Here is a 12,721-nt window from a genome sequence, read left to right as displayed (position 1 = left end):
CCCTGATGCCGCTCCGCGCCCGTCCGTGTGACCCTTGGTGACATGCCCGCAGCAGCCGCCGCCCGTACCCCGCACGCCCCCGACACCGACGACACCCCGCCGCGCCGGCTCTACCGCAGCGCCGACGGGCGGATGCTCGGCGGAGTCGCGCGCGGCCTCGCCGGGCACCTCGGGCTGCCCGTCCTCTGGATCCGGCTCGCCTTCCTCGCCATGTTCCTGTGGGGCGACGGGCTGGGGGTGCTGCTCTACGCCGCCTTCTGGGTCTTCGTCCCGCTCGGCGTCGGCGGCAGCACCGGACACCACTCCTTCTTCGAGACCCTCGCCGACGGCAGCCGGCGCCTGCGCAAGCCCGACAAGGGCGCGGTCTCCGGCCTGATCGCGCTGGCCGTCGGCGCGGGCATCTTCTTCTCCCAGCTGCGCGTCGGCGGCGCCAACGGCCGCTACATCTGGCCCACCCTGCTCGTCGGGGCCGGCGTCGTCCTCGTCTGGCGCCAGGCCGACAACGCCCGCCGCGCCCACTGGAACCCCGCCGGGGACCGCCGCAAGCGGCTGCTCCAGGTCGCCCGCGCACTCGCCGGGGTGGTCCTCGTCGGCGTGGGCCTGACCGTCTTCATCGTCGTGCGGGGCTCCGCCGCGCAGCTCGGCAACCTCCTGACCGCCGTCCTCGCCGTCCTCGTCGGCATCGCCCTGCTCGCCGGGCCCTGGCTGATACGGATGACCCAGGACCTCTCCGAGGAGCGCCTGATGCGCATCCGCGCCCAGGAGCGCGCCGAGGTCGCCGCCCACGTCCACGACTCCGTGCTGCACACCCTCACCCTGATCCAGCGCAACGCCGAGGACGTCGGCGAGGTCCGCCGCCTCGCCCGCGCCCAGGAGCGGGAGCTGCGCAACTGGCTGTACAAGCCCGAGGGCACCGGCAAGGACGAGGCCGAGGAGCCGGCCACCCTCGCCGAGGCCGTGAAGAAGGCCGCCGCCGAGGTCGAGGACCACCACGGGGTCCCCATCGAGGTGGTCGTCGTCGGCGACTGCCCGCTCGACGAGAGGCTGGCCGCGCAGATGCAGGCCGCGCGCGAGGCGATGGTCAACGCCGCCAAGTACGGTGGCGAGGGCGGGCCGGTCCAGGTGTACGCGGAGGTCGAGGGGCGCACGGTGTTCGTGTCCGTACGGGACCGGGGGCCGGGCTTCGACATCGACGCGGTACCGGGGGACCGCATGGGCGTACGAGAATCGATCATCGGCCGGATGCAGCGCAACGGCGGGACCGCCCGGCTGCGCTCCGCGCCCGACGGCGGCACGGAAGTGGAACTGGAGATGGAGAGGGTGGCGAACGCGGCATGACCGAGGGCAGCGCTGTGAACGACGGGGCCAGGAGGGTCCGGGTGGTGCTCGTCGACGACCACCGCATGTTCCGCACGGGCGTGCAGGCCGAGATCGGGGAGACGGCCCGCACCGGCGTCGAGGTCGTCGGCGAGGCGGCCGACGTGGACCAGGCCGTCACCGTCATCACCGCCACCCGCCCCGAGGTGGTCCTCCTCGACGTGCACCTGCCCGGCGGCGGCGGCGTCGAGGTGCTGCGGCGCTGCGCCCCGCTGATGGCGGCGGCCGAGAACCCGGTGCGCTTCCTGGCGCTGTCGGTGTCGGACGCCGCCGAGGACGTCATCGGCGTCATCCGGGGCGGTGCGCGCGGCTACGTCACCAAGACCATCACCGGCACCGACCTGGTGGACTCCGTCTTCCGGGTCCAGGACGGGGACGCGGTGTTCTCGCCGCGGCTGGCCGGCTTCGTGCTCGACGCCTTCGCCTCGACGGACGCGCCGCCGGTGGACGAGGACCTCGACCGGCTCACCCAGCGCGAACGCGAGGTGCTGCGGCTGATCGCGCGCGGGTACGCGTACAAGGAGATCGCCAAGCAGCTGTTCATCTCGGTGAAGACGGTCGAGTCGCACGTCTCGGCCGTGCTGCGCAAGCTCCAGCTCTCCAACCGGCACGAGCTGACCCGCTGGGCCACCGCCCGCCGCCTGGTCTGACCTGCGGGTGAACCAGGAGTGACACCCCGGGGCCCGGCCCCGGGGTGTGATCCACGACGCAGTCGGGGAGGGCAACCGGACGGCGCCGCGCCGGACTCTTGGGTGGCGTGATGAGCCTGACGGGGACCCCCCTCTTCGTGACGGTGATCGGCCTGACCCTGATCGCCGTCGCCCTGCCGCTGACCGTGTGGAGCAAGGTGCGCGGCCCCGCCGCCGCACGGGTGGCCGTCCGCGCGCTGATGGTGGTGTTCGCCCAGGTCACCGCCGTCGCCCTGGTCTTCGTCGCGATCAACCGGGACATGAACTTCTACGCCTCCTGGGGCGACCTGATGGGCACCGGCTCGTACGTCCAGGCGGCGCCCGACCTCGGTGCCGACGGCATGGGCGGCAAGAAGGCCGAGCAGGTCAGGCAGGAGCCGAAGGTCCGCCAGGACTTCCAGCCGGTCGAGGGGCTCGGCGGGCGGGTGAAGAAGACCGAGCTCGACGGCAAGATCTCCGGCGTCAAGGGCGACGTCATGGTCTGGCTGCCGCCGCAGTACGACGACCCGGCCTACAAGGACCGGAAGTTCCCGGTCGTCGAGCTGATCCCCGGCATACCCGGAACGGGCAAGTCCTGGTTCCAGGGGCTCAAGGCGCACGAGGTGCTGGAGCCCCTGATGAAGGAGGGCAAGGTCCAGCCCTTCATCCTGGTCTCCCCGCGCGCCATGCTGCTGGGCAACGCCGACACCGGCTGCGCCAACATCCCCGGCAAGGTCAACGCCGACAGCTGGTTCAGCGTCGACGTCCGCAAGATGGTCACCGACAACTTCCGCGTCTCCGACGAGCCCCGCACCTGGGGCGTCGCCGGCTACTCGGCCGGCGCCTACTGCGCCGCCAAGCTGGCCATCCTGCACCCGGACCGCTACGGCGCGGCCGTCTCGCTGTCCGGGTACAACGACCCCGGCCAGGAGCCCACCTCGCTGGTCGCCAAGGACCCGGAGCTGCGCCGCACCCACAACCTGAAGGAACTCCTCAAGGCCCAGCCCGCGCCGCCGGCCGTCGCGCTGTGGATGTCGGGGGCCGAGCAGGACGGCTACCTGTCCGGCACGGACCTCAAGGGGCTCGCCCAGAACCCGACCACGGTGCACGCGGAGAAGGTCACCGGCGGGCACAACCTCGACTCCTGGTCCAAGCAGCTGCCGCAGACCTTCGGCTGGCTGAGCCAGACGGTCAAGGCGCCGTAGGGCCGTGCTCCGGTCCGGTCCGTCCGGGCCCGGGCGGTGCCGTCGGATCAGGCCGGGCGGGACGCGCCGGCCCAGGGCATCGAGTCGATCGGGGCCACCCGGACCGTGGAGCCGGGGCGGGGGGCGTGGACCATCTGCCCGTTGCCCACGTACAGGCCCACGTGCGTGACCCCGGAGTAGAAGAACACCAGGTCGCCGGGGGCCAGCTGGTCGCGGGAGACCCGGCGGCCGGCGTTGATCTGGGTGTAGGTGGTGCGGGGCAGGGAGACCCCGGCCGCGCGCCAGGCCGCCTGGGTCAGGCCCGAGCAGTCGAACGAGCCCGGCCCGGTCGCGCCCCAGACGTACGGCTTGCCGATCGCCCCGTACGCGAACGCCACCGCGCGGGCGGCGCGCGAACCGTCGGCGGGGGCCGGCGCGGGGGAGCGGTCCCGCCCCGCGGCGCCCGCCGCCCCGGGCGGGCCTGCGGGCGCCCCGGTCCCGCCGTGCCGGGCCTCGTACGCGGCCCGCTCCTCGGCGCCCAGCCGGTCCAGCAGCCGCCGGGCGGCGGCCAGCCGGTCCTCGACCACGGCCTTCTGCCGGGCGAGCTCGTCCCGCCGGGCGCGGACCTCCGCCAGGTGCCCGTCGGCCTGCGCGCGCAGCCGGGCGACCTCGTCGAGCCCGCGCCGTACGGAGGCCACCCCGGCGGCGGTGCGGTCGCCGGCCCGGGTGAGGAGGGCGGCCCGTTCCAGGTAGTCCTGCGGGTCGGAGGCGAGCGCCAGCTGGAGTGCGGGGCCCAGGCCGCCGCTGCGGTACTGGCCCGCGGCGACCGCGCCGAGCGCGCTGCGGGCGGCGCCGAGCCGGTCCGCGCGGCGGGCGGCCTCCTCCTGGAGGCCGGTCAGGGCCCGCTCGGCCCCGTCGGCCCCGGCCTTCGCCCCGTTGTACCGCTCCGTCGCCTCCTCGGCCTCCCCGTAGAGCCGGTCGACCTCGGCCTTGATCTGGGCGGGGGTCTGCCGGGGCTCGGCGTGCGAGGTGCCTTCGAAGGCGGTGGCGGTGGCAGCGCCCGCCAGGGCGAGGGTGGCGGCGGTCCGGACGGTGCCGCCGGAGAGCGGGCGCTGCCTGGGCTTTCGATGACTGGCCACGAGGGCCTCACGTCCTTCCGTCGGTCCCGCAGGTCTCGGGGGAGGACGCTAAACCTGGAGGTCACGGGGGAAGGAGGGGATGATCGGAACTGGCTCCGTGTTGTCCGCGGCTGACCGGTCGGGGCCGTTTCGCCGCCCGGTGCCGTATGCCGCCCGGTGCCGTATGCCGCCCGGTGCCGTTCGCGGCTCAGTGCCAGAGGAGGGCGATGAAGACGTTCGCGGTGGTCAGGGCGCCGACCGCGCCGAAGAGGCCCTTCTCCACCCGCTCCTCGTCCCGCTTGACGTAGACGAGCGCCAGGACCACGAAGAGGACGGCGAGCTTCACGCCGATCTTGATGTTGTTCAGGGGCGCGCCGTCGCCCATCTCGTGGAAGCCGACCAGCAGCACGCCGGTGACGAGCATGGTCAGCGCGCCGTGCAGCATCGCGGGCACGAAGCGGGCGGTGCCGGCGCCCATCGCCTTCATCTGGGTCAGGAAGCCGCCCAGGAGGGAGGCTATGCCGATGATGTGCAGGCCGACGAAGACGTTGGTGAGGACAGTCATGGCGCCGAGCCTACGGGGCGGCCCCCGCGCCCCCGACGGCGGTGTTCGTGCGGAGCCGGGGGCCCGTACGGGCGCACTCCGGCCCGGCGCGGCGCTCGGGCTGCCGTGCGGGTTCCGACCGATTTTCCGGCGGCGGGACCGGCTGTCGGTCCCGACCCCTAGACTCGGAGGGCGATGAGCAGCCTCTTTGACGACAGCTTCCTGGCCGACCTCACCCCCTCCGACGAGGTCCCCCCGCCGCCCGAGGAGCACCACGCCCCCGAGGAGGGCGCGGACGACCTCTTCGGGGGCCGCTTCGACCTGCCCGTGAGCGGGGACGCGTACTACCGCGACGGCGCCCCCCGGCCGGTCATCGACCCCGCGGCCCTCCTGGACGGGCTGAACGAGCAGCAGGCCGCCGCCGTGGTGCACGCGGGCTCCCCGCTGCTCATCGTGGCCGGCGCCGGCTCCGGCAAGACCCGGGTGCTGACCCACCGCATCGGCCACCTGCTGTCCGCGCGGCACGTCCACCCCGGCCAGATCCTGGCGATCACCTTCACCAACAAGGCCGCCGCCGAGATGAAGGAACGCGTCGAGCACCTGGTCGGCCCGCGCGCGAACGCCATGTGGGTCTCCACCTTCCACAGCGCGTGCGTGCGCATCCTGCGCCGCGAGGCCAAGCGCCTCGAGTTCACGTCCTCGTTCTCGATCTACGACGCCGCCGACTCCAAGCGGCTCATGGCACTGGTCTGCCGCGACCTGGACCTGGACCCCAAGAAGTTCCCGCCCAAGTCCTTCAACGCCAAGATCTCGAACCTGAAGAACGAGCTCATCGACGAGGACGCCTTCGCCGCCCGGGCCGCCGACGGATTCGAGAAGACGCTCGCCCAGGCGTACGCGATGTACCAGGGGCGGCTGCGCGAGGCCAACGCCCTCGACTTCGACGACATCATCATGACCACGGTCCACCTCCTCCAGGCCTTCCCGGACGTGGCCGAGCACTACCGGCGCCGCTTCCGCCACGTCCTGGTCGACGAGTACCAGGACACCAACCACGCCCAGTACACGCTGGTGCGCGAGCTGGTCGGCACCGGCTACCCGGACCTGGCCCCCGCCGAACTGTGCGTGGTGGGCGACGCCGACCAGTCGATCTACGCCTTCCGCGGCGCGACCATCCGCAACATCCTCCAGTTCGAGGAGGACTACAAGGACGCGACGACGATCCTGCTGGAGCAGAACTACCGCTCCACGCAGACGATCCTCTCCGCCGCCAACGCCGTCATCGAGCGCAACGAGAACCGCCGCGCGAAGAACCTGTGGACCCAGGCCGGCGCCGGCGCCGTCATCACCGGCTACGTCGCCGACACCGAGCACGACGAGGCCCAGTTCGTCGCCGACGAGATCGACCGGCTGACGGACGCGGGCGACGCCAAGGCGGGCGACGTCGCGATCTTCTACCGGACCAACGCCCAGTCCCGCGTGTTCGAGGAGATCTTCATCCGCGTCGGACTGCCCTACAAGGTCGTCGGCGGCGTCCGCTTCTACGAGCGCAAGGAGGTCCGGGACGTCCTGGCCTACCTGCGCGTCCTGGCCAACCCCGAGGACAACGTCCCGCTGCGCCGGATCCTGAACGTCCCCAAGCGCGGCATCGGCGAGCGGGCCGAGGCGATGATCGACGCCCTCGCGCTCCGCGAGAAGATCACCTTCCCGCAGGCGCTGCGCCGCGTCGACGAGGCCTTCGGCATGGCCGCCCGCTCCACCAACGCCGTCAAGCGGTTCAACACCCTGATGGAGGAGCTGCGCACGATCGTCGACTCCGGCGCCGGCCCGGCCGTGGTGCTGGAGGCGGTGCTGGAGCGCACGGGCTACCTCGCCGAGCTCCAGGCCTCGACCGACCCGCAGGACGAGACCCGGATCGAGAACCTCCAGGAGCTCGCGGCCGTCGCCCTCGAGTTCGAGCAGGCGAGGGACGAGGACAACCCCGGCACGCTGGCCGAGTTCCTGGAGCAGGTCGCGCTGGTCGCCGACTCCGACCAGATCCCCGACGAGGACACCGAGGGCACGGGCGTCATCACGCTGATGACCCTGCACACCGCCAAGGGCCTGGAGTTCCCGGTGGTCTTCCTGACCGGCATGGAGGACGGGGTCTTCCCGCACATGCGCGCGCTGGGCCAGACCAAGGAGCTGGAGGAGGAGCGCCGCCTCGCCTACGTCGGCATCACCCGGGCCCGCGAGCGGCTGTACCTGACCCGCTCCAGCATGCGCAGCGCGTGGGGCACCCCTTCGTACAACCCGCCCTCGCGGTTCCTGGAGGAGATCCCGGCCGAGTACCTCCAGTGGAAGCGCACGGGCGCCGCGCAGAAGCCGGCCGGCCCGATGCGCGGCTACGGCTCGTCGTCCTCCGGCTCGGGGAAGGCCTCCTTCGGGACCTCGCCCGAGGCCTTCCTGTCCTCCTCGCGCTCCCGGTCGTCCGGCCCCTCCGGGTTCGCGACGCGACGCGCCACCGACAAGCCGGTCATCGCGCTGGCCGTCGGGGACCGCGTCACGCACGACCAGTTCGGCCTGGGCACGGTCATGGAGGTCCGGGGCGCCGGCGCGGACGCGCAGGCCACCATCGACTTCGGGGACGACAAGCCGAAGCGGCTGCTCCTGCGCTACGCGCCGGTGCAGAAGCTCTAGCGGGGTCCGGTTCCTACGTCGGGTCCAGGCCGTGGCTGCGCAGCCAGGCCAGGGGGTCGATGGCGGAGCCGGAGCCGGGCCGCACCTCGAAGTGGAGGTGCGGGCCGGTGGAGTTGCCGGAGTTGCCGGAGTACGCGATGACGTCGCCGGCCTTGACCTGCCCGGACCGGATCTTGGTGCTGCTGAGGTGGCAGTACCAGGTCTCGGTGCCGTCGGGGGAGGTCAGGATGGCCATGTTCCCGTAGGCGCTGTTCCACTGGGTGCGCATGGTGCCGTCGGTGGCGGCCATGACCGGGGTGCCGTAGGAGACCGGGAAGTCGATGCCGGTGTGCACGGACATCCACATGCCGCCGGCCTGGCCGAACATGGCGCTCAGGCCGTGCTGGGCGACGGGGATCGCGAACTTCGGGCGGGCCGCCTCCTTGGCCGCCGCCTCCTCGGCCCGCTTCTTCTTCTCCGCGTCCTGGCGCTGCTTGAGGTCGATCCGCTCCTGGGTGCGGCTCGCGCGGTCGGCGAAGTCGCCGGCGTCGGCGCTGAGGGCGGCCAGCTGGGTGTCGAGCTTGTTGTTCGCCGCGACCGGCTTCACCGACGCCGGGTCGGGGGCGGCCATCGTGGTGGTGTCCTCGGACGGCTTGTCACCGCCGGTGAGACCGCCGACGGAGGCGGCGGCGATCCCGGCGACGCCCATCACGCAGGCGGAGGGGACGGCCACGGTCAGCAGGGCGGACCGCTTGGCCGGCGTACGGCGCCGGGCGCTGCCCGCCTTGTCCTTGGCGCCCGCCTTGGCGCCCGCCTTGGCCCCGGCCCGGCCGCCTGCCCGGCGCGCCGAGCGCGGTTCGGTGGCGGCGGAGGTGAGGGGCACCGCCTGCGTGGGCAGGTCGTGCACGGCGTCGATGAACTGCGGTTCGTCGTCCTCGGAGGTGGCGAGGGCGGGGCCCAGGGGCTCGAAGACGGAGGTCTCGTCGTCGGCGTACGCGTCGGTGCCGGCGAACACCGGGACGACGGTCGTGGCGTCGTACCCGTCGGCCAGGGGCTCGGGCGCCTGCTCCGTGGCCTGCTCCGTGCCGCCGGCGCCGTTCCAGGCGGTGGCGTCGTAGGCGCCGGTGTCCTGGCCGTGCGCGTAACCGGTGAAGTCCCACTGGCCGGTCTGCTCGGCGCCGGCGGTGCCGTACCCGAAGGAGGCCGCCGGGTGGTCGGTGCCGCCGGAGTGCGCGGAGTTCCAGGCGCTCGCGTCCCAGGAGCCCGTGGTGTCCTCGGGGACGGTCTGGGTCGGGACGCTGGAGAGGTAGGACTGCTGCGAGGTCCAGGCCGTGGTGTCGTAGGCGCCGGTGTCGGCGGACGAGGCGTACGAGCCGTACGCGTCGTAGGTCCCATAACTGCCGGAAGCGGCGTAGTCGGTGACGTACTGATAGCCCTGGCCCTGCGTTTCGTAGGAAACGTAGGCCTGGTCACCAGCGAAAGTGGTGGTGGAAAGGCCGTCGTGCCCCGTTTCGGGGTACTGGCCCGACGTCGGGCGGTCGTTCACCAGTTCTCTTTCGCCTCGGCAGTGGGGGCCTGGGTGGCCGGGGAACTCGAGGTTCACCGGAGGAGAGCAGTGGCGTGACTGTACCCGGCGGTTACTGGCCTCGACAATCTTCGGAGGGTTTCATCCTCGGGGGAACCGGGCATTCGGCCGTCTTTCGGTCGCCGAAAGACCGAGCCTTGGCCTTGAGTTCGAAATTAGTTCGACTGAAGGTCGTCCGGTGCTGTAGGCGCACACGAGGACCCGCGCGGATGCCGCCGACCCCTCGCGCACCCGTTCCCGCGCGGCGAACCCCGGGGTCAGACGACCATTCCCTCCTCGCCGGTTCCGGCGGATCCGAGGTTCCTCACGGGCCCCTGCGCGGCGTCCGCGTCGCGCACCGGGCCGTCGAGGGCGCGCCGCACGGCGGTGATGACGGCGGGATGCACCGGGAGGGCGAGATGCCCGATTCCGGTGACCTCGATGTTCGTCGCGTCGAGGTCCGGGTGCTCGATCCGGGCCGTGCCGGTGGGGGCCATCAGGGCGTCGAACTCGCTCCAGAAGGCCACGCACCGGGTCCGGCAGCCGGGCGCGGGCGCGCGCAGCTCGGCCATCACCGCGGAGTCCGGGCGCATCTGGCGGACCAGGGGGTGGGCGTCCATGAAGGGGGCGACCCGGGTCCCGCCGTGCGGGGTGCCGAGGGTGACCAGCGTCCGCACGCGGGCGTCGCCGCCCAGGCGCTGGACGTAGTACCGCCCGACCAGCCCGCCCAGGCTGTGCCCCACGAGGTCCACCCGGTCCTGGCCGCTGCGCTCGCACAGCTCCTCGACGCGCCGGGCGAGATGACGGGCGGTGACCCGCAGGTCGGCGGTGAAGGGGGAATAGTTGTACGTCTCCACGCGCCGTCGGCCGCCCGCGCCGAGGGCGCGGCGCAGCAGGACGAACACCGACCGGTTGTCGGTGAAGCCGTGCAGCAGCAGGACGGGAGGCAGCTGCCCGGATCCGGCGCGGTGTCCCGCCCTGCGCTCCTCCCGGACTCCGCTCGGGTAGAGGAGGATGTGCCCGGCGAGCACCACCGCCTCGAGGACCGCGGCCCGGAGGGCGGCCCCCGAGAGCGGGACGGGCAGCGGTGCGATCGTCAGCCCCATCGACGGCCTCCCCTGGACCTCTTGGGTGCGGGGCCGTGCCGGCTGCCGACGTGGCCCCGCCACCGTGCCGTGCGGCTGGCGGCGCGGTGGCGGGGCGACTGGGCGAGGTGAATCAACGGCGTCCCACGTGTGATTTCCCCCTCCCCGTTGACCGTGAAACGGTGCGGTGCGCAATGCTGTACTTAACGTTCGTTCACTCGGGAGGCAGTGCGATGGGTGTGACCGGTCCGATCCGTGTGGTGGTGGCCAAGCCGGGTCTCGACGGCCACGACCGCGGGGCCAAGGTGATCGCGCGGGCGCTGCGGGACGCGGGCATGGAGGTCATCTACACGGGCCTGCACCAGACCCCCGAGCAGATCGTGGACACCGCGATCCAGGAGGACGCCGACGCCATCGGCCTCTCGATCCTCTCGGGGGCGCACAACACGCTGTTCGTGCGGGTGCTGGAACTCCTGAAGGAGCGCGACGCGGAGGACATCAAGGTCTTCGGCGGCGGGATCATCCCGGAGGACGACATCGCCCCCCTGAAGGAGAAGGGCGTGGCCGAGATCTTCACCCCGGGCGCGACGACGACGGCGATCGTCGACTGGGTCAACGCGAACGTCCGCGCGGCGTAGCCCGACCCCCACCCGCAGTCGCACCCGCTCCCGCCGCCCGCGCCCCGGTCCACGGCGGGGCCGGATTCCGCGCAGCGGCATGCCGGCCCGGACCGGGGCACCCTCCGGGCGGCGGGCGGCGCGCGCGGAGGTCGGACGCGCCGGGCGCGGAGCGTGCGGAACCGGGGCCGGGGGCGGAGCCCCCGGGAACGGGCGACGGGCGGGCCGGGGTCCCCGGCCCGCGCAGCGGCCGCCGGCCGCGGGCGGCGGACCGGCCTCGGCGCACCCGCGTCACGACGCCGGCGCCAGCTCCGCGAGCATCGCGGCCCGCAGGCGCAGGGTCGCCACCAGCCGCTGGAAGGCCTCGGCCCAGTACGCGGCGGCCCCGGACCCCCCTTCCGGCACCTCCTCGGCGGTGGCGGTGAGCGCCTCCAGCCGCCCCGCCTCCGCGGGATCGAGGCAGCGCTCCGCCAACCCCATCACCCCGCTGAAGCTCCACGGATAGCCCCCGGCGGCCCGCGCCGCGTCCAGCGCGTCCACCACCGCCCGGCCCAGTGCCCCCGCCCACGGCACCCGGCAGACGCCGAGCAGCTGGAAGGCCTCCGACAGCCCGTGCGCCCGGACGAACTCCGCGACCCACTGCGCCCGTTCCCCCTCCGGCAGGGTCTCCAGCAGTCTGGCCCGCTCCGCGAGCGACGCCGTGCCCGGCCCCGCCGCGGGCGGCGCGGACGCCGCGCCCAGCAGCGCCTTCGACCACCGCGCGTCGCGCTGCCGCACCGCCGCCCGGCACCAGGCGGCGTGTATCTCCTCCGCCCAGCCCTCGGCCACCGGCAGCGCCACCATCTCCGCCGGGTCCAGCCCGCCGAACCGGTCCCGCCAGCAGGACAGCGGAGCGGCCTCCACCAGCTGGCCGAGCCACCACGCCCGCTCCCCGCGCCCCGCGGGCGGCCGCCTGACCACTCCGTCGCGCAGCATTCCGGCGTCGCACTCGGCCGGCGGCTCCACCCCCTCCGGGCCCACGCAGGCCAGCGCCCGCTCCGCCATCCGCCCGGCCAGCGCCGACGCGGGCAGGGCGGACAGCAGTTCCGCGGCCGTCGCCCGGACGTTGCGGCTGCGGTCGCCCAGCGCCGCCTCCAGGAACGGTTCGTCCGCCATCGACAGCCCCGACCGCAGCGAGTCGAGGAACATCAGCCGGTCCTCGGCCCGCTCGTCGGCCCAGGTGGTGGCCAGCAGCCGGGTCGCGGCCGTCGCCTCATGGGCCCGGACGGCGCCGAGCAGGGCGACGCGTTCCGCGAACAGGCCCTCCTCCCAGAGCCGGGCCACCGCCTGCCCGTCGGCGGGGTCGGGCAGTTCCCCGGTGCCGCCCGCCGTGCCGCGCAGCGCGAACCGCCACTCCGGGTTCAGCCGGGCCAGCCAGAGCCCCCGCGCCCCGGCCAGGGCCAGGGCCTGAGGGCGCAGGTCGGTGCGGGCCCGGGCTGCGTCCATCAGCGCCGGTACCAGCGCCGCGGGCGCCCGGTAGCCGTGCCGTCCGGCGGCGGCCAGCCACTGCGGGAGCAGCTCCGTCAGATCCGGGGCGGCCCCCCGCCGTCCGGTGCCGGCCGCGCCGGTGCGGCCCGCGAGCAGGAGCGCGAGCCGCCGCCCGGCGGCCTCCGGCGGCGCGGGGCGCGGGTCCCGCGGTGCGGGGTCCGGTCGCCGTGCCGCCGGCGCGGGCCGCAGCCCGGCGCGGCGGCGCAGAGTCCGGACGGCGGCCGCGTCGAGCAGTGCCTCCGGTGTGCCGCCCCGCCTCTCGGTGCCCAACAGCGCGGCGGTGACCAGCTCCTCCCAGTCCCCGTCCGCATATCCGTCGTCGGCCTTGCCCATCGGGCCCCTCCCTGATCGTTCCCCGTCGGTCGTCGGTCGTCGGTCG

10 protein-coding genes are annotated in these 12,721 nt (G+C 73.9%); 5 read left to right on the top strand and 5 right to left on the bottom strand.

Annotated features, from left to right (window positions below):
• Nucleotides 1-42 precede the first annotated feature (42 nt).
• The 3 genes from AB0469_RS07395 (at nt 43) to AB0469_RS07385 (ending at nt 3,250) form a co-directional block, all read left to right on the top strand.
• On the top strand, nt 43-1,338 hold the full coding sequence (locus tag AB0469_RS07395) for a PspC domain-containing protein (protein ID WP_366450378.1): 1,296 nt from the start codon (nt 43-45) through the stop codon (nt 1,336-1,338).
• Entirely contained in the window at nt 1,335-2,027 is a 693-nt protein-coding gene (locus AB0469_RS07390; protein ID WP_042817248.1) for a response regulator transcription factor, read from the top strand. Before AB0469_RS07395 ends, AB0469_RS07390 begins: the two co-directional genes overlap by 4 nt.
• 110 nt (nt 2,028-2,137) lie before the next feature.
• Nucleotides 2,138-3,250: an alpha/beta hydrolase-fold protein gene (locus tag AB0469_RS07385; RefSeq protein ID WP_366450377.1), complete on the top strand. Its 1,113-nt coding sequence runs from the start codon at nt 2,138-2,140 to the stop codon at nt 3,248-3,250.
• Between the two features lie 47 nt (nt 3,251-3,297).
• Here AB0469_RS07385 and AB0469_RS07380 read toward each other — a convergent pair whose 3' ends face one another.
• Together AB0469_RS07380 and AB0469_RS07375 are read right to left on the bottom strand one after the other, a co-directional pair.
• Nucleotides 3,298-4,368 carry an NlpC/P60 family protein gene (locus AB0469_RS07380; RefSeq protein ID WP_366450376.1) on the bottom strand — a complete coding sequence of 357 codons (1,071 nt, stop codon included), beginning with the start codon at nt 4,366-4,368 and terminating at the stop codon, nt 3,298-3,300.
• A 187-nt stretch (nt 4,369-4,555) separates the two neighbouring features.
• Nucleotides 4,556-4,912: a hypothetical protein gene (locus tag AB0469_RS07375; RefSeq protein ID WP_366450375.1), complete on the bottom strand. Its 357-nt coding sequence runs from the start codon at nt 4,910-4,912 to the stop codon at nt 4,556-4,558.
• A gap of 174 nt (nt 4,913-5,086) precedes the next feature.
• Here AB0469_RS07375 and pcrA point away from each other — a divergent pair, with 174 nt between their 5' ends.
• Nucleotides 5,087-7,570, top strand: coding sequence for a DNA helicase PcrA (gene pcrA, locus AB0469_RS07370; RefSeq protein WP_366450374.1), 2,484 nt, complete (start codon nt 5,087-5,089; stop codon nt 7,568-7,570).
• Nucleotides 7,571-7,583: 13 nt separating this feature from the next.
• Here pcrA and AB0469_RS07365 read toward each other — a convergent pair whose 3' ends face one another.
• Both AB0469_RS07365 and AB0469_RS07360 read right to left on the bottom strand, forming a co-directional pair.
• On the bottom strand, nt 7,584-9,095 hold the full coding sequence (locus AB0469_RS07365; protein ID WP_366450373.1) for a M23 family metallopeptidase: 1,512 nt from the start codon (nt 9,093-9,095) through the stop codon (nt 7,584-7,586).
• 296 nt (nt 9,096-9,391) lie between these two features.
• On the bottom strand, nt 9,392-10,219 hold the full coding sequence (locus tag AB0469_RS07360) for an alpha/beta fold hydrolase (protein WP_366450372.1): 828 nt from the start codon (nt 10,217-10,219) through the stop codon (nt 9,392-9,394).
• Between the two features lie 212 nt (nt 10,220-10,431).
• On the opposite strand from AB0469_RS07360, the gene AB0469_RS07355 reads away from it, so the two are divergent.
• On the top strand, nt 10,432-10,836 hold the full coding sequence (locus AB0469_RS07355) for a cobalamin B12-binding domain-containing protein (RefSeq protein WP_042811442.1): 405 nt from the start codon (nt 10,432-10,434) through the stop codon (nt 10,834-10,836).
• Between the two features lie 270 nt (nt 10,837-11,106).
• Here the strand turns inward: AB0469_RS07355 and AB0469_RS07350 are convergent, their stop codons facing one another.
• Nucleotides 11,107-12,675 (bottom strand): DUF5691 domain-containing protein, encoded by a 1,569-nt coding sequence (locus AB0469_RS07350; RefSeq protein WP_366450371.1) that lies wholly within the window; start codon nt 12,673-12,675, stop codon nt 11,107-11,109.
• Nucleotides 12,676-12,721 lie beyond the last annotated feature (46 nt).

The organism is Streptomyces sp. NPDC093801, from assembly GCF_040701585.1.
In the GTDB taxonomy this organism is placed as follows: domain Bacteria; phylum Actinomycetota; class Actinomycetes; order Streptomycetales; family Streptomycetaceae; genus Streptomyces.
Note: the sequence above shows the minus strand (reverse complement) of the source record. Positions and strands in the feature narration are given on the sequence as shown.